The sequence below is a fragment of the Streptomyces sp. ISL-96 genome (genome assembly GCF_018614035.1).
Lineage (GTDB): Bacteria > Actinomycetota > Actinomycetes > Streptomycetales > Streptomycetaceae > Streptomyces.
In genome coordinates this window covers 1-14,803 of sequence record NZ_JAGGPA010000008.1, presented here as the reverse complement: position 1 = coordinate 14,803, position 14,803 = coordinate 1, and the positions used below count along the sequence as shown (strand labels likewise).

General features: G+C 68.9%; 17 protein-coding genes and 2 pseudogenes. 9 read left to right on the top strand and 10 right to left on the bottom strand.

Annotated features, from left to right (window positions below):
* The first annotated feature begins 119 nt into the window (after positions 1-119).
* Positions 120-1,094 (top strand): NAD(P)-dependent alcohol dehydrogenase, encoded by a 975-nt coding sequence (locus J7E96_RS05590; RefSeq protein WP_215128063.1) that lies wholly within the window; start codon positions 120-122, stop codon positions 1,092-1,094.
* Positions 1,095-1,217: 123 nt separating this feature from the next.
* Here J7E96_RS05590 and J7E96_RS05585 read toward each other — a convergent pair whose 3' ends face one another.
* Positions 1,218-1,571, bottom strand: coding sequence for a DoxX family protein (locus J7E96_RS05585; protein ID WP_215128061.1), 354 nt, complete (start codon positions 1,569-1,571; stop codon positions 1,218-1,220).
* A gap of 109 nt (positions 1,572-1,680) precedes the next feature.
* Between J7E96_RS05585 and J7E96_RS05580 the strand changes: the two genes are divergently transcribed.
* The gene (locus J7E96_RS05580) at positions 1,681-2,628 is read left to right on the top strand and encodes a LysR family transcriptional regulator (protein WP_215128059.1); all 948 of its coding nucleotides are present in this window, start codon (positions 1,681-1,683) and stop codon (positions 2,626-2,628) included.
* Here the strand turns inward: J7E96_RS05580 and J7E96_RS38390 are convergent.
* The 3 genes and pseudogenes from J7E96_RS38390 to J7E96_RS05570 all read right to left on the bottom strand — a co-directional run.
* Positions 2,590-2,682: pseudogene (locus J7E96_RS38390) on the bottom strand (hypothetical protein); the annotation flags it as partial. The gene J7E96_RS05580 and the pseudogene J7E96_RS38390 overlap by 39 nt on opposite strands.
* Positions 2,683-2,743: 61 nt before the next feature.
* Positions 2,744-2,918: pseudogene (locus J7E96_RS37100) on the bottom strand (DoxX family protein); the annotation flags it as partial.
* Positions 2,919-3,029: 111 nt separating this feature from the next.
* Complete coding sequence (locus J7E96_RS05570) at positions 3,030-3,665, bottom strand: TetR/AcrR family transcriptional regulator (RefSeq protein ID WP_251069468.1); 636 nt, start codon at positions 3,663-3,665, stop codon at positions 3,030-3,032.
* Between the two features lie 170 nt (positions 3,666-3,835).
* On the opposite strand from J7E96_RS05570, the gene J7E96_RS05565 reads away from it, so the two are divergent.
* Positions 3,836-4,507 (top strand): DUF5701 family protein, encoded by a 672-nt coding sequence (locus J7E96_RS05565; RefSeq protein WP_215128057.1) that lies wholly within the window; start codon positions 3,836-3,838, stop codon positions 4,505-4,507.
* A gap of 4 nt (positions 4,508-4,511) precedes the next feature.
* Here the strand turns inward: J7E96_RS05565 and istB are convergent, their stop codons facing one another.
* Together istB and J7E96_RS05555 are read right to left on the bottom strand one after the other, a co-directional pair.
* Positions 4,512-5,756, bottom strand: a complete 1,245-nt coding sequence (gene istB, locus J7E96_RS05560; RefSeq protein WP_215128139.1) for an IS21-like element helper ATPase IstB — start codon at positions 5,754-5,756, stop codon at positions 4,512-4,514.
* Between the two features lie 164 nt (positions 5,757-5,920).
* Entirely contained in the window at positions 5,921-6,748 is an 828-nt protein-coding gene (locus J7E96_RS05555; RefSeq protein WP_215128055.1) for an alpha/beta fold hydrolase, read from the bottom strand.
* A 73-nt stretch (positions 6,749-6,821) separates the two neighbouring features.
* On the opposite strand from J7E96_RS05555, the gene J7E96_RS05550 reads away from it, so the two are divergent.
* On the top strand, positions 6,822-7,055 hold the full coding sequence (locus J7E96_RS05550; protein WP_215128053.1) for a hypothetical protein: 234 nt from the start codon (positions 6,822-6,824) through the stop codon (positions 7,053-7,055).
* Between the two features lie 5 nt (positions 7,056-7,060).
* Here J7E96_RS05550 and J7E96_RS05545 read toward each other — a convergent pair whose 3' ends face one another.
* The gene (locus tag J7E96_RS05545) at positions 7,061-7,909 is read right to left on the bottom strand and encodes a class I SAM-dependent methyltransferase (protein WP_215128051.1); all 849 of its coding nucleotides are present in this window, start codon (positions 7,907-7,909) and stop codon (positions 7,061-7,063) included.
* A 202-nt stretch (positions 7,910-8,111) separates the two neighbouring features.
* Between J7E96_RS05545 and J7E96_RS05540 the strand changes: the two genes are divergently transcribed.
* Both J7E96_RS05540 and J7E96_RS05535 read left to right on the top strand, forming a co-directional pair.
* Positions 8,112-9,692, top strand: coding sequence for a hypothetical protein (locus tag J7E96_RS05540; protein ID WP_251069467.1), 1,581 nt, complete (start codon positions 8,112-8,114; stop codon positions 9,690-9,692).
* A 175-nt stretch (positions 9,693-9,867) separates the two neighbouring features.
* On the top strand, positions 9,868-10,728 hold the full coding sequence (locus J7E96_RS05535; RefSeq protein WP_215128050.1) for a D-alanyl-D-alanine carboxypeptidase family protein: 861 nt from the start codon (positions 9,868-9,870) through the stop codon (positions 10,726-10,728).
* A 118-nt stretch (positions 10,729-10,846) separates the two neighbouring features.
* On the opposite strand, the gene J7E96_RS05530 is transcribed toward J7E96_RS05535, so the two are convergent.
* On the bottom strand, positions 10,847-11,071 hold the full coding sequence (locus J7E96_RS05530; RefSeq protein ID WP_215128048.1) for a hypothetical protein: 225 nt from the start codon (positions 11,069-11,071) through the stop codon (positions 10,847-10,849).
* 132 nt (positions 11,072-11,203) lie between these two features.
* Here J7E96_RS05530 and J7E96_RS05525 point away from each other — a divergent pair, with 132 nt between their 5' ends.
* The gene (locus J7E96_RS05525) at positions 11,204-11,560 is read left to right on the top strand and encodes a hypothetical protein (protein ID WP_215128046.1); all 357 of its coding nucleotides are present in this window, start codon (positions 11,204-11,206) and stop codon (positions 11,558-11,560) included.
* Between the two features lie 64 nt (positions 11,561-11,624).
* Here J7E96_RS05525 and J7E96_RS05520 read toward each other — a convergent pair whose 3' ends face one another.
* Positions 11,625-12,038, bottom strand: a complete 414-nt coding sequence (locus J7E96_RS05520) for a DinB family protein (protein WP_215128044.1) — start codon at positions 12,036-12,038, stop codon at positions 11,625-11,627.
* A gap of 233 nt (positions 12,039-12,271) precedes the next feature.
* On the opposite strand from J7E96_RS05520, the gene J7E96_RS05515 reads away from it, so the two are divergent.
* Positions 12,272-12,769 (top strand): hypothetical protein, encoded by a 498-nt coding sequence (locus J7E96_RS05515; protein ID WP_215128042.1) that lies wholly within the window; start codon positions 12,272-12,274, stop codon positions 12,767-12,769.
* Here J7E96_RS05515 and J7E96_RS05510 read toward each other — a convergent pair.
* Positions 12,759-13,646 carry a LysR family transcriptional regulator gene (locus J7E96_RS05510; RefSeq protein ID WP_215128040.1) on the bottom strand — a complete coding sequence of 296 codons (888 nt, stop codon included), beginning with the start codon at positions 13,644-13,646 and terminating at the stop codon, positions 12,759-12,761. The genes J7E96_RS05515 and J7E96_RS05510 overlap by 11 nt on opposite strands.
* A gap of 135 nt (positions 13,647-13,781) precedes the next feature.
* On the opposite strand from J7E96_RS05510, the gene J7E96_RS05505 reads away from it, so the two are divergent.
* Positions 13,782-14,774 (top strand): aldo/keto reductase, encoded by a 993-nt coding sequence (locus J7E96_RS05505; protein WP_308295852.1) that lies wholly within the window; start codon positions 13,782-13,784, stop codon positions 14,772-14,774.
* Positions 14,775-14,803 lie beyond the last annotated feature (29 nt).

The window sequence follows — 14,803 nt, the reverse complement described above, 5'->3', positions numbered from 1 at the left end:
TGCGATCTAGGGGTTGTCCCCGATGCCCGCGCCGAGGTCGCTCGCCTAGCGTTGCGGGCAGTGCAGCTCTTCGGCCGACCGGCCCATTCCGCACCGAACTCGCGTGTTACGGAGACCCGATGAAGGCAGTCGTCCAGGACCGGTACGGCTCACCTGATGTCCTGGGGGTCAGGGAAGTCGACAAGCCGGTGGCCGCCGACAATGAGGTGCTGGTACGTGTTCACGCGGCCGCGGTCAACGCGCGCGACTGGCACCTCATGCGGGGCGACCCGTACATGGCGCGCATGGTGCTCGGGCTCCGCGGGCCGAAAACGAAGATTCGTGGCACGGACTTCGCGGGTCGCGTGGAAGCGGTGGGCAGGGACGTGAAACGGTTTCGCCCCGGTGACGAGGTGTTCGGCGAAGCGGAAGGGGCGTTTGCCGAGTACGTGTGTGCCCCGGACGGGGTGGTGGAACCAAAACCGGCCAGCCTGACATTCGCACAGGCGGCCGCGATGCCACTGGCGGGGAACACCGCCCTCATGGGCCTGCGCGACCTGGGGCGGGTACAGCCCGGACAACACGTCCTGGTCAATGGTGCGTCGGGCGGCGTCGGAACGTTCGCCGTGCAAATCGCCAAGGCTGTTGGAGCTGAGGTGACCGGCGTGTGCAGTACGAGAAACCTGGACCTGGTCCGGTCGCTCGGCGCGGACCGGGTCATCGACTACAGCGGCGAGGACTTCACCCGGAACGGGCGGCGGTACGACGTCGTGTTCGACCTGGTGGGGAACCGTTCGTTGACCCAGTGCCGACGTGTCCTGACACCCTCAGGAACGCTCGTGCTGTCCGGCGGAGGTGTGTCCGGCGGAGGCAGCCTCGTCGGACCAATGGGTCTCCTCATCAGGGGCCAGGCGCTGTCACGCTTCGTGCGCCAACGACTGCTCGTACTCACGGCGACGCCGAGCAAGGAGAACCTGTCAGCGTTGCGGGGACTCGCCGAGTCGGGAAAGGTTGCCCCGGTCATTGACCGGACGTACACGTTGAGCGAAGTACCCGAGGCCATCCGGTACCTCGAAGTGGAGCACGCACGCGCGAAAGTCGTCATCACCGTGTGAAGCGAGACAGACCACCCGTTGCGCAGACCTTCGAACGGGCCCGGGCGCGCATGTCCTGATCCGCCACGCCGTCGTGTTCGGGCGTGCCCCTGAAGGGTGTTTGCGCGGCGTCGGTCAAGGATCCTACGTACACGCAACGGCGAGGACCAGCGAAGCGGTGGCCAGCGCAAGGAAGCTCCCGGGGAAGACGATGTTGTGGAACACCCGGGCGCGGACGTGGACCGCGATGGCGCCGATGAAGAACAGGACAAGACCGATCGCGGCGGCTGTTCCGATGAAGTGGACGCCCAGGAGACCGAGGAGGAGCCCGGCAGCTCCGGCCGCCTTCAAGGTGCCAAGCATCGGAATCCAGGACTGCGGGACACCTACTTCAGCGGAGTTGGCCAGGACGAACTTGGCTCTCGCGAAGTCAGCGATGGCTATCACGGCATTGACCGAGATGGTGATGACGGTGACGACTGCATAAGCGGTGAACATGTGAATGCCCTCTGTTGAGGCGAGAACTCGGTAGGTGCGTGCTCGCTGCGTGTCAAGCCTCACCGCTCCCCTGCATGGCGTCCAATACCCGCATCTATAACCTGGCGGCATGGACGTCGACACCCGGCTGCTGCGCTACTTCATCGCCGTCGCAGAGGAAGGCAGCCTGAGCCGCGCCGCGGAACGGCTGTTCGTGTCCCAGCCTGCGCTGACCAAGCAGATCAAGCAGCTGGAGGCTCAGCTCGGCGCGCAGTTGTTCACGCGGTCCCGGGCCGGTATGGCTCTCACCGAACCGGGCCGTGTCCTGGCGGAGCGAGTGCCCGCCCTGCTGGCCGACTGGGGCCAGATGATGCGGGACACGAAGAGCGCGGCCGACCAGGCAGCCCGCGTGATACGGGTCGGTTTCGTGGCCAGTGTCGCCAACGAGGCCACTCAGCGCATCATCGCGGCGTTCGCGCGGCGCCGACCGGGTTGGAGGGTCGAGATGCGGCAAGCCGCATGGTCGAACCCGAGCGCCGGGCTCGCGTCCGGGGACGTTGACGTGGCCTTGCTGCGGCTGCCCTTCCCGGGCGAGGACACTCTGCGGGTGGAGGTGCTGTTCACCGAACCGCGCTGGGTGGTGCTGCCCACGGCACACCCCTTGGCCGTACGTGAGCGGATCGTGTTCCGCGATCTGTGGGACGAGCCGTTCGTGGCAGCCCCGCCCGAAACAGGCTCATGGCGGGATTACTGGCTGGCCACCGACGCACGCGACGGCCACCCGGTCCGCATCGGGGCCGTCACCAACCAGCCGGACGACTGGCTCAGCGCGATCGCCAACGGCTATGGCATCGCCCTCGCCCCCGAATCCGCCGCCCGCTTCTACGCGCGCCCCGGCGTCACCTACCGGCCCGTCAGCGGTGTCAGCGCCACCGGGGTCGGCGTTGCCTGGGCGTCCACCGCCGACACAAACCCTGTCGTTCAGGACTTCGTCCGCTGCTGCCTTGCCGTCGATCTTCGCGATGGGTGCGGCTATCGCCAGGTCCCGGTAGCCGTCACCGTTGAAGTCGCCCCGTAGCCCGGAGGGCGCGACGGTGAGGTGCGGGTCTTCTTCTCCTGCGGCATGCCGGATGCCGGTGTGGCGTCCGAAGTTGACGTCTGGGGCCGCTTGGCCCCGTGGACACCTGACGGCCTACGACGGCCCCGGCGGAGTACAGCACCAGGCCGATCCCGGCCAGTACGTCTATGACCGGTACGAACAGACCGACCAGCAGTCCCGCCGCCCCCGCGGCCTTGGCCGCCCCGAGCCAGCGGCTCCACAACCCACTTGGCGCGTAAGAAGACCGAAGCGGCCGAGAAGCCCATCATTGCGGCTGCCAGGACAGTGACGACTACGTAGTGGTGGACATCAGCAGTGCTCCTCAGCAGGTGAACACCGGTGCGGGCTCGCTCCCGCCCGGCAGGGCGCGACTGCCGTAGTCATTTCACGGCGTAGTCGGCAAGCGGGCCCTCCAGCAAGTCGAAGACGCGGTGGGCCGAGACGGTCACCGTTTCGGCGATCCGCGCGTTGCTCTGACCGTCGAGGGTCAGGGACAGGATGTGCTGGAACAGGATGCGGTGGGCGCTGCCCAGTTGGGCTGCCGCCGCCCGGGGGGTGATGTCGTCGGGGGCAGCTCCGGTCTCGGCGGCGAGGAGCGTGGCGAGTGCGTCCTCGCGCTGGTCGTGCATGTCGCGCAGGCGGGCGAGCAGCGTGGGACTGTCCGCGATCATCCGGGCGAAGGCCTCTCCACAGAACCCGGTCACGGGGTCGTGCCGTGCGGCCCCGTCGAGGAACTCGATGCGCAGTGCCGTGAGCGCCGACTGCCCCTCGGCCCGGCCTGCGACGGTACGGGCAAGACCCGCGACGAAGTCGTCCTGGTGATCGAAGGCCAAGTCCTCCTTGCGGGCGAAGTAGTTGGTGACCGTCTTCTTGGCGACCCTGGCGGCCGCCGCGATCTCGGCGATCGTCGTGGATTCGAAGCCGTTCTCGATGAACAGCCTGGTCGCCTGGTCGGAGATCAGCTGCCGGGTCTCTTGCTTCTTGGACTCGCGAAGCCCCATCGGTTCGATACTCATGGAGCAATCTTACACTCGTCGCAACTTTACGCTTGACGAACGCGGGGCGTTCGGACTAAGTTTACGTGCGTAGTAAGTTCGACGGACCATCGGCACAAACCCCCCGCAGGCAGGCCTACTGACGCCCGCACCGCCCCTTTCTCCGTTCCCCGTTGCCCGGAAGGCTTCACATGACCGATTTCGACGCCGGCGCCGAGTTCGACCGCCAGGTCAAGACGATGGTCGACATGGGCTATCCGGCCCTCGCCGGGATGGCCGAGAGCGCGTTCCGCGATCTCGTCGAACCCCTGCGCAAGCCCGTTCTCGCCAGGGCGGCAACACTGCAACCGCCGACCGAAAGCCGGGTTCCGTTCCTGCTGGTTGTCACCAGGGCCCTCGTACCCCTCGAGGAGTCGGTCCCGCTGACCACGCTCGCCGGCAAGAGCCGACCCGGCGTCATCGAGCGCTTCTACGCTCCGGGCGAGCTGGAAAGGTTCGTCTCGCTCAAGGACCTGGCGATCCCGGAGGGCGAGGTGTACGTCGCCTTCGACATCGACCGGGGCGAGGAGTTCTGCGACGTCGTCCCTCTTGACGCCCTGGCCACGGTCGCGGAGCGAGACCGCACCCCGCTCACCATCGAGGAAGGCATAGCGTTCATCACCCAACACCCCCGGTCTCTGGCCAAGAACAAATGCTTCTCCCTGGGCGGCAGCCGCCTCGGAGACCGCCGGGTCCCGGCCCTGTGGATCAGCAAACACGCCCCGAAGCTGGGATGGTGCTGGGAGGGCAACCCGCACACCTGGCTCGGCCTCGCCTCTGCCGGCAGCCGCAGTCCCGGCCACACCAGCTGTGACATCCCCTGACCCGTCAGAAGCCTGGACCCCCCAGCCCCGCGACGGCGGCGGACTCCAGCCCCCGCGTCCGGTAGCTGTCGGCGTCGAGCGTGATCACCTCCGCGTGATGGGCGAGGCGGTCGACCGCCGCCGAGGCGACCCCGGCATCGCCGAACACCTCCTCCCAGCGGCCGAACGGCCGGTCACTGGTGACGATCAGCGAGGCCCGCTCGTAGCGGTGCGAGACGAGTTGGAAGAGGAGATGGGACGCCTCACCCTCCAGGGGTACGTAACCGACCTCGTCCACGATCAGCACCGGATAGTCGTCCAGCCGCGCCCACTCCTTCGCCAGCCGGCCCGCTGCCTTCGCGTCGCCCAGGCGTGCGGCCCACTCGGCCGCCGTGGCGAACAGCACCCGGTGACCGGCCTGGCACGCCCGTACGCCCAACGCCACGGCCAAGTGTGTCTTGCCCGTCCCCGGAGCGCCGAGGAACACCACATTGCCCTTGCGGCCTACGAAGTCCACCTTGCCGAGCCTGGCGAGGGTCTGCGGGTCGGGCGACCGCAGGTGAGTGTCGTCGAACATCTCCAGGACCTTGCGGGCGGGGAACCCGGCCGCCTCGATGCGCTCCTGCGCCGCGGAGCCCGGCTCCTCCTCGCTGCTGCCGTCCCGCTGCCGCGGCAGAACCACCGGCGGTGGATCGTGAGCAGAGCCGGCCCTGCTCTCATGCGAGGCCATGGGGCCGGACATGTACGCGAGGATCGCCGCCGAGGCGATGAACGCCATATGGATCACCGTTCCCCAGAGCAGATCGTGCTGGGGTGTGTGGTGCACATCCACGAACATCTGGAGCAGGTGCACCGACGAGATCCCGACGATGGCGGTGGCCAGCTTCACCTTCAGCACATTGGAGTTGACGTGCGAGAGCCACTCGGGCTGGTCACGGTGGCCCTGGAGCCCGATCCGGGAGACGAAGGTCTCGTACCCTCCGACGATCACCATGATCAGCAAGTTGGCGATCATCACAACGTCGACCAGCTTCAGGACTGCGAGCATGACGTGGGTCTCGTCCGCCCGCCCGCTGACGACGTGGTCGATGAGATGCCACAACTCGTTGAAGAACTTGTAGACGTAGACCCCCTGCGCGGCCACCAGGCCGAAGTACAGCGGCGCTTGGAGCCACCGGGTCGCGAACAACGCGCACCCGAGCGTCATCATGGTCGACGGGGACGAGGCGGAACGGGACAACGGCACCTCCAGCAGCGGGAAGAGATTCATATTCTTGTGGGCCACCACAGAAAATCTGAATTCACACCACCCTTTAGGGTTAATAGAATTCCAGTAGGACAACACCGCGCAGGGAGCCACACCGCGGGGCCGCCAGGCCCCGCACCCGGCGAATCGTTCATCCGCGTACGCCCGCCGTATCGCCCTACGGCTCTCTATTCCTGTCGGTCAGTACGGGGCCGGGTCAGGTGATCCGCGATGCGTTCTCCCCACGTGCGGATGTCGGCGCGCGTCCGGGACACATGCAAGTCCGCGTGCGGCAGCGCATCGGCCAGTGCCTCCGCCGTCGGCAGCGGGTGGCCCGGGTCATCCACCCAGGCCAGGATCAACGTCGGCCGGCGCAGTGCGGAGAGCGCCGCGGGTGAGGGCAGGTCGGACAGCGCCAGGCCGCGCAGGACGGACGGCAGTACCCGCTCGGCGGGCGTGGGTGGGAACGTGGGAACGTCCGCCACGACTGCGGGGCGTGGCTGTTTCCGCTTGGCGGCGAGCCAGGCGTCCACTCCCTCTCGTTCGATGGTGTCAGCGGACGTCCTGTTGGTCCGCGCATATGCCTGGCGCGTCGTCCAGGCGGTGGGCGGGATGAGCAGGACCAGGCGGGAGAACCGGTCCGGCGCCCGTACAGCGGCGTGCAGCACGCTGCCGCATCCCATCGAAGCGCCCATGGCGTCGATGGGCTCCGTGACGCACAGGTGATCGAGCAAGGCCAACAGATCGTCTGCGAGCGAGGTGTAGGTGTAGTCGCTGTCCACGGGTTCGCCGGTGGACCGGCCATGTGCCCGCGCGTCACAGCGAACCAGGCGCCGCCCCCGGTCCAGCACCGGCACCCAGTCGAACAGGCCCATTCGGTCCTCAACGGCCTGGCTGACCAGGCCGCCGTGCGCGTACACGGCGAGAGGGCCCTCACCGGCGTCGTCGTAGACCAGCTCCGCCCCTCGGTGGCGGAAGCGGCTTTCTGTGACCGCGTGCCTTCCCACTGTCCTCATAGCCGCACGATTCTTCCTGGCGTTGAGCATCCGTACTCAGGACTCCGCAGCCGCGGTGCGAGTGGGTGGGCTCATGACGACGAACGACGACGTGATCACGAGCGACGCCCCGGCAGCCGTGCCCGCCCCTTCCACCCAGGGCAAGGGAGTCAGCGGCCCGCTCGTCGACGCCGGTTTCGCGGCGCTCTGCGCGGCGGCTTTCGCGGGCCTGGCCGCCCTTTTCGTACCGAAGAGCGGACTCGTAATCGCGCAGTACGTTCTGCTCGTCCTGGCGCCGCTCCTTGTCCTTCTCGACGGCGGTTTCTAAGGCGCTCAGTCAGCGTCCGCCGTGGATACTTCAGCTGCCACGGCCGGAACGGGCGACCCGTCGGCCACGGGAAGGGTGACCCGGAGCTTCGACTGGCCGTGCGGCAGTCGCTCCCAGTCGTCCATGAAGCAGGCGACGAGGCCGTACTTCCCGGCCAGCCGGATCAGCGTCTCCGTACGGTAGTAGAAGTCTTCGCCCAGCACCTGGTGTTCGGTTCCCTCGGTGCGGTCGAAGGTGAAGTCGAAGAAGCCGCCGGGCGCCAGCACCCTTCCGACGTGTGCGAGGCATTCGTCGATGACCTCCGGCGGGGAGTGCGAGAAGACGCTGTGGGCGTGCACCACCGTGAACCAGGCGTCGGGCAGGAAGTCCAGCTTCAGGTCCTCGACGGGGGTCAGATACGGCAGCCTGTCCTGAAGTCCGTACCGGACCAGAGTCTTCTTCGCCTCGATGAGGATGTCGGGCGAGATGTCGATCCCGTAGTAGTGGCCGGGCTCCAGGTGCTCGATGAACCGCCAGCCGGCGCGCAGATTGCCGCAGCCGATCTCCAGCATGCGGTCCTGCGGCGTCAGCCCGTGCCGCACCAGGTAGTCGAACTGCATCTGCCCGATGGCCAGCCAGCGATCGTACGAAGGTCCGCCGCCGACCGCCGCCTCCGGGCTGCGCGCCGTGTCGGACGCCATCACCGCCCTGTAGTACGCGACGTGGTTTCCCCGGTGCCGCAGCCGCAGCCACCGGTCCCGCCCCGCCCGGCGCACGTAGGGCAGCACGCGCCCCGGATGCCGCAGCGCGTATCGCACCTTGTGGCCGAGTCGTGAGCGGTTCGCCGACAGACGCGAAGCGGGTGTCTGCTGCATGACGGCCTCCGTGCCATCGGTGGGTGAGCTGCCCCTCGTCGGATGCTAACCAAAGGCGCGCGGGCTCGCTCCCTCACTCGTTCGGGACAACCGTTCAGCCGAGTGCCTTCCCCGCCTGGTGGGCCCACCGCGACCACCCGCAGCGTGGAGGGGAACAGGCCGGCGAACCGTCACCCGCCGTACCCCCGAGCGAGGCGAGGCCATGCAAGAGACACGCTTCATCGTCGGCACGCCGTACCGCGTGCCGCTCGAGGCGCGCGAGCGCCGCTTCGTTGTCGGGGCGGCCGCGCGGCCCCTGCCCCTGGCGGCCGTCGCCGCCGCCTTCGCCCTCATCCACCTCGCCCTGGTCGCGCCCGGTCTCGGACTGGGCTGGGACGAGACGGTGTACGTCAGCCAGGTGAGCCCGCAGGCACCGCCGGCGTTCTTCAGTGCGCCGCGGGCCCGTGGCATCACCTACCTCGTCGCTCCCCTCACGGCTCTCACCACCTCGACCGAGGCCCTCCGCGTGTACCTGGCCGTGCTGGCCGGCTGCGGCTTGTTCCTCGCGCTGTGGGTGTGGCGGCGGCTGCTGCCCACCGCCGTGCTCGCGGTCGCCGGAGGACTGTTCGCGAGCCTGTGGGTCACGATGTTCTACGCCGGGCATGCGATGCCCAACCTCTGGGTCGCGTACGGCGCCCTCGCCTCGGCCGGGTGCCTCCTGCGGGCTGCCCGGGACCCTCGGGACCACTGGGCCCTGACCGGTATGGGCGCCGCAGTGGCGTTCGCCGCCCTGATGCGTCCGTCCGACGCGGTGTGGCTGGCGCTGGCACTCGCCGTGGCGGCCCTGGTGATGCCGCGTACGCGTCGCCGGGGGCTGCTGGTCGTCGTGGTGGCCGCGGGCGTAATCCTCGGCTGCGCCGAGTGGGTGATCGAGGCGTACGTCCACTACGGCGGTCTCACCGCCCGGCTGCGGCGGGCCAGCGAGATCCAGGGGCACCTGGGCTGGTATTTCGCCGTCGACGACCACGTGCGGGCCCTGGGCGGGCGGGCGCTGTGCCGGCCGTGCGACGTGCCCTGGCGTCACCCTGCCTCGGCCCTCTGGTTCTTCGCCCTGCCCCTGCTCGTGGCGGGCGGTGTGTGGGCCGCTGGCCGGGCGCGCCGCCGCGCCCCGATCGTCCTGGCGACGATGGTGGGCCTGGCGCTGGCGGCGCCGTATCTGTTCACCGTCGGGTACGCGGCGCCGCGTTTCCTGCTGCCGGCGTACGCCCTGCTGGCCCTGCCCGTGGCGCAGTGCCTGGTCCGGGTGTGCGGCCCCGCGGTGCGGTGGCGGCGTACCGCGGTCGGGATCGTCACAGTGGCCCTCGTCGGTCATCTGGCGATCCAGTACGTCGTGGTCGACAGGATGGCGGACCGGGTACGGCGCAACACCGCCGACCTCACCCGGATCACCGCCGAACTGCGGGCCCAGGGCGTGCGCCCGCCGTGTGTGGTGAGCGGCGAAGAGGCGATCCGGGTCGCGTTCCGTACCGGCTGCGCCTCCCGCCAGGCCGGTGGCCACGACGGAAGCATCACGCCGCGGGCCCTCGCCGCCACGGCGCTCCGGCAGCCCGTCGCGGTCCTGGTCTCCGAGGGGCGGCGCCCTCCGGCGTACGCCCGCGAGTGGCGCCTGCACCCGCTTCCCGACCTGGGCCGCCGGACCGGCCTCCGGGCCTACCTGTCCGGTGAAAGGCCGACGGACGCGCAGCGATCCCTGCCCGGCGACGGCCGTGGTGACACCGGTGGATGGCCGCGTCCGCGGTGGTGACGGTCGTACCGCCCCGCGATGTGTCAGGTCCGCGCAAGGGGGACGGAGCCGGCGCGGAACACATCCAATGACCCCTCCTGGGCGTTGTGCATGAGCAAGCGCGTTCTCATGTGACCGCCCCTGAGGGGCGTTTGGAGTACTGATCTTGAAAACCAACCGTGCGGCCATTCTTCGCGTGGCGTCAGTCGCTGTCACCGCAGGGGCCGTCCTGACGGCCGGGCCGTTGTCCGCCCCGGCGCAGGCCGACACGCTCAGGCCGCCCACGATCGCCGCCAGGGGCGGCTTCGTTATGAACAACGGCACGGGGAAGACGCTCTTCGCCAAGGCCGCGGACAAGCGCCTTCCCACCGGCTCCACCGCCAAGATCATGACGGCCCGGGTGGTGCTCGCGCAGAGGAACCTGAATCTTGACTCCAAGGTCACGATCCAGAAGGCGTACAGCGACTACATCGTCTCGAAGACCGCGTCGTCGGCCCGTCTGATCGTCGGCGACAAGGTCACCGTCCGCCAGCTCCTGTACGGGCTCATGCTTCCGTCCGGCTGCGACGCGGCGTACGCACTGGCCGACAGGTTCGGCAGCGGTTCCACGCGAGCGAAACGTGTGAAGTCGTTCATCGGCAAGATGAACGCGACCGCCAGGAGCCTCGGTCTGAAGAACACACACTTCGATTCCTTCGACGGCATCGGAAGGACCTCGAACTACTCGACACCACGCGACCTGACGAAGCTCGCCAGCAATGCGATGAAGTACCCCTTGTTCCGTACGGTCGTGAAGACGAAGTCGACCAAGCAGAAGGTCACGACGAGGAACAACGGTTACCGCTTCATGTCCTGGACCAACACCAACAACCTGCTCGGCACCTACTCGGGCACCATCGGGGTCAAGACCGGCTCGGGCCCGGAAGCCAGGTACTGCTTGGTCTATGCCGCCACTCGGGGCGGCAGGACAGTCATCGGCACGGTGCTGGCCTCGTCTTCGCATGCCCATCGCACTGACGATGCGAAGAAGCTGATGAACTACGGCTTCAAGAAGTAGCCGAGCGGCCCGCCAGGGGGCGGGTGATGAGCCTGCCCCCATCTGCCCGCCGAGCGCGGGCTGCTTTTGAGCGGAAACGGGCGGCAGCCCGACTTCGCCTCCAAGGCGCCCGGCTTCGTCATCTGCCGCGAGGACTCGTGATCGCGTCGAGCAGTACTACGCCGCCGTACCACTGCTGTTCGCCGAAGCCGAGGAGTTCGACTCCAGCCGACGACCCGGCCCTGCCCGCTGTACTCGCCATCCGCAGCCGGCCTTCGCGGCAGAGGGCACAGCGCTGGGCCAGGGTCTCGGCGCTGCCGTCATGGCAGCCCTGGCCTCCCACGCCCGCGACCACGGTGTCCACACCGTCTTCCTCGCATGGGCCCAAGGGGTGACCACATGTGGTCGGGCAGGCACTGTCCGCGCCGGCCGAGGTTTCGCAGGCGGCTGCGTACTCTGGGATCAGGATGTCCCGCAACGTCGGGGGAGGTACGTGATGACCCACGGTCACCGATTTCACCTAGATCAGGATGGGCACTCCATCAGCGTCCAGGTCGGACGGCCCTCCGACGGCATCGAGGTCCTGGTGGACGGCAAGGTCGTCGCCTACCGGAAGGGCCGGCCCAAAGGCGCCGCGGTCCTGGAGGCGGAGCTGCCCGAGGAGCCGCCCCGGCCCTTCCGCATCGTGGTGGAGGACATGAGCGGCGAGCCTCTCTGCGTGATGGAGACTTCCGGCTCGCGCTTCCGCATGCCACAGGTTCCCTTGTGGAGCAGGCCGGACGAACCGCCGGCGCGCCGCAAGCCGTCGGTCCGTCCCCTGAGGCGCCTGCGGAGGATCCTGCGGCGCCTGTGAAGCCCACACACGAGACGTCGCGTCGCTCCACAGATGCCGCCCGGACAGGGCGTGCCGGCCGGCACTACTCTCCGGTGGCTCCGTCGATCCGCTCGCGCAGCAGGTCGGCGTGGCCGTTGTGCCGGGCGTACTCCTCGATCATGTGGGTGAGGATGTAGCGCAGCGTGTACGCCTCGTCCCGCCACTCCACCGTGACGTCGAGGGACTCGGCGGCCTCCACGATCGCGCGGGATCGCGCGCACGCCGCGTGCCAGACCTTGAACGCCTCGTCGGGATCGGCCGAGTCGATGGCGAATTCGGCGAACGTGCCGTTTACCTTGCCCGGCCAATAGCCCGTGACATCCTCGCCGTTCCACACGACCTGGAACCACATCCGCTCGACCTCGGCCATGTGCCGGACCAGTCCGAGCAGAGACAGGCCGGACGGCGGTATCGCCCTGTCCCTCAGCTGACTGGTGGTCAGGCCTGAGCACTTCATGGCCAGAGTCTCGCGTTGATACCGCAGAAAGCCGGTGAGCGAGGCGCGTTCGCCCGCTGTCCGGGAGGGGCCGGTCCGCTGGTTCCAGGGGCCCGGTACGGCAGTTCCGCCACACCGCGCACTGCGGCGGCAGCCACCCCCGGCGGACGCACTGTCGGTTGCGGCAGCTAACTTGTTGAGGGCGCGTCAAGTAGATGTGCCGTTACTCCGCCACGAGGGGACCCAAGCCCACCATGTCCACGCCACCGCCGCAGGGCGGCTACAACCCGTACCCGCAGCAGCAGGGCCAGCCCCCGTACGGCCAGCAGCCCTACCAGGGGCAGCCGCAGTCCCCGTACGGTGCGCCCGGCGGGCAGCCCCCGCAGCCGCCCCGGCGTAACCGCGGCCTCTCGCCTGTCATAAAGGGCGCGAGCTTCGTCGTCGCCGCGATCGTCGTTCTCATCTACGTCTTCTTCTTCAAGGACCACAGCACCACCACACCCGTCCCCGACGCCACTCCTGACACCACGGCCTACAGCGCGGACGTCGGCGACTGCGTGATGGAGAAGGGGACGGAAGCCCGCCCGGACATCGAGATCGTCGACTGCGCCGGTCCGAAGGCGGAGCTCAAGGTCACCGAAGAGGGCATGAGCGTCGACACCCTCGAATGCAAGCCTGGCGAAAGCAAGTTCACGATCACTCAGCGCGGGCGCATCGACGTCGCCCTCTGCCTGGAGCCGCTCAAGAAGTAGAAGTACGAAGCAGCCCGAGGAGGCCGCGGGCCGCCGGGCTCGTGGACTCCTCGTGGGGCAGCGCGGTCACACTGCTGTACGTCAGCCGCCCCGCGCCCGCCAGCGGGACGGCGCGCAGTCCCGCCGCCTCCGGTTTGCACGTGAAATGCTGGGGAACGAGCGCGACGCCCAGCGACTCGCGGACCAGGTCCAGCAGGCTGTGGACGTCATTGACCTCCAGCAAGACCTGCCGGCCGATCCCGGCGGCGGCGAACGCCGCGTCGCCGACCCTGCGCGGCCCCCAGTCGGAGTGGAAGTCGATGAAGGGCTCGTCGCGCAGCTCGTCCCAGGAGACCTCCCCCGCCCCGGCCAGCCGATGATCCGGGTGGCAGAGCAGCAGCATCGGCTCGTCCGTGAGCGGCAGCGTCCGTACGGTCCGGGGTGTGTCCCCGCAGTCGATGGCGAAGGCGAGGTCGAGCCGCCCGCTGCCGACCTCCTCGACGATCTGCGCGGAACCTGCCTGCCGCAGCCGGATCTCAACCTGTGAGTGCCGCTGATGGAAGCGCGCCAGCAGCCCCGGTACATGCACGCCCGCGATGCACTGCTCGGTGCCCACGGTGAGCGTGCCGCGCAGCAGCCCCTGGACCGCGGCCACGGCATCCTTGGCGGCGCGGGCTGCCGCGAGGGTACGCCGCGCCTCGGCCAGCAGCGCGCGCCCCGCGTCGGTCAGGCCCACCGACCTGGTGGTACGGGCGAACAGCGCGGTGCCGAGGTCTCGCTCCAGCTCCCGCACGGCCGCCGACAGCCCGGACTGCGACACCATGAGCCGCTGCGCGGCCCGGGTGAAGTGGCACTCTTCGGCCACGGCGACGAAGTACTCCAGGTGTCTCAGTTCCACAATTCAGAAGCGTAGCTTCTCAATGCATTCGCATTCTTCTGTTGGACGGGATGACGGTCGCCCGGCAGTCTGGGTAGGCGGCGCGCTCCGCGCCGCACTCCCCCGCCGGCCCGCACTTCCCCAGAGGAGACCCACGTGTACTCCGCCCACCCCGGCCGATACGACACCATGCCGTACCGCCGCGTCGGCAACAGCGGTCTGAAGCTGCCGGCGCTGTCACTCGGCCTGTGGCACAACTTCGGAAGCGACCGCGGCCTCGACACCCAGCGCGAGATCCTGCGGTGCGCCTTCGACCTGGGCGTAACGCACTTCGACCTCGCCAACAACTACGGCCCGCCGCCCGGCGAGGCGGAGACCGCCTTCGGCCGCATCTTCGCGGAGGACTTCGCGGCGTACCGGGACGAGGTCGTCATCTCCACGAAGGCCGGGTACCTGATGTGGCCGGGCCCGTACGGCGAGTGGGGCTCGCGGAAGTACCTGCTCGCCTCCCTCGACCAGAGCCTGCGCCGGATGCGGCTCGACCATGTCGACATCTTCTACTCGCACCGTTACGACCCCGACACCCCGCTCGAAGAGACGATGGGGGCGCTGCACACCGCCGTCCAGCAGGGCAAGGCCCTTTACGCGGGTATCTCCAACTACCCCGCCGAGCAGACACGGCAGGCCGCGACGATCCTGCGCGAGCTCGGTACGCCCCTGCTGATCCACCAGCCCCGGTACTCGATGCTGGACCGGGATCCGGAGGACGAACTTCTCCCCGCCCTGCGGGAGGTGGGAGCCGGGGCCATCGCGTACTCGCCGCTCGCCCAGGGGCTGCTCACGGACCGGTACCTGGACGGTGTCCCCGAAGGCTCCCGCGCCGCCGGTACCAGCCCGTTCCTGACGGCGGACGCGGTGACGGACTCGCTGGTGTCGCGCCTGCGGTCGCTGAACGAACTGGCGCGTGAGCGCGGCCAGTCACTGGCGCAGCTCGCGCTCGCCTGGGTGCTGCGCGACGACACGGTGACCTCGGCGGTCGTCGGCGCGAGCAGCGCCAGGCAGCTGCGCGACAGCGTCGAGACCATCGCCCGGCTGGAGTTCAGCGAGGCCGAACTCCTCAGCATCGAGGCGATCCTCGCCAAGGACTGACGCGAGAACGGATACGCCCCTGGCCCCGG

Excerpts from the sequence above, each read along its gene's own strand:
- J7E96_RS05590 (WP_215128063.1), top strand. The coding sequence starts at position 120 with ATGAAGGCAGTCGTCCAGGACCGGTACGGCTCACCTGATGTCCTGGGG.
- J7E96_RS05585 (WP_215128061.1), bottom strand. The coding sequence starts at position 1,571 with ATGTTCACCGCTTATGCAGTCGTCACCGTCATCACCATCTCGGTCAAT.
- J7E96_RS05580 (WP_215128059.1), top strand. The coding sequence starts at position 1,681 with ATGGACGTCGACACCCGGCTGCTGCGCTACTTCATCGCCGTCGCAGAG.
- J7E96_RS05570 (WP_251069468.1), bottom strand. The coding sequence starts at position 3,665 with ATGAGTATCGAACCGATGGGGCTTCGCGAGTCCAAGAAGCAAGAGACC.
- J7E96_RS05565 (WP_215128057.1), top strand. The coding sequence starts at position 3,836 with ATGACCGATTTCGACGCCGGCGCCGAGTTCGACCGCCAGGTCAAGACG.
- istB (WP_215128139.1), bottom strand. The coding sequence starts at position 5,756 with ATGAATCTCTTCCCGCTGCTGGAGGTGCCGTTGTCCCGTTCCGCCTCG.
- J7E96_RS05555 (WP_215128055.1), bottom strand. The coding sequence starts at position 6,748 with ATGAGGACAGTGGGAAGGCACGCGGTCACAGAAAGCCGCTTCCGCCAC.
- J7E96_RS05550 (WP_215128053.1), top strand. The coding sequence starts at position 6,822 with ATGACGACGAACGACGACGTGATCACGAGCGACGCCCCGGCAGCCGTG.
- J7E96_RS05545 (WP_215128051.1), bottom strand. The coding sequence starts at position 7,909 with ATGCAGCAGACACCCGCTTCGCGTCTGTCGGCGAACCGCTCACGACTC.
- J7E96_RS05540 (WP_251069467.1), top strand. The coding sequence starts at position 8,112 with ATGCAAGAGACACGCTTCATCGTCGGCACGCCGTACCGCGTGCCGCTC.
- J7E96_RS05525 (WP_215128046.1), top strand. The coding sequence starts at position 11,204 with ATGACCCACGGTCACCGATTTCACCTAGATCAGGATGGGCACTCCATC.
- J7E96_RS05520 (WP_215128044.1), bottom strand. The coding sequence starts at position 12,038 with ATGAAGTGCTCAGGCCTGACCACCAGTCAGCTGAGGGACAGGGCGATA.
- J7E96_RS05515 (WP_215128042.1), top strand. The coding sequence starts at position 12,272 with ATGTCCACGCCACCGCCGCAGGGCGGCTACAACCCGTACCCGCAGCAG.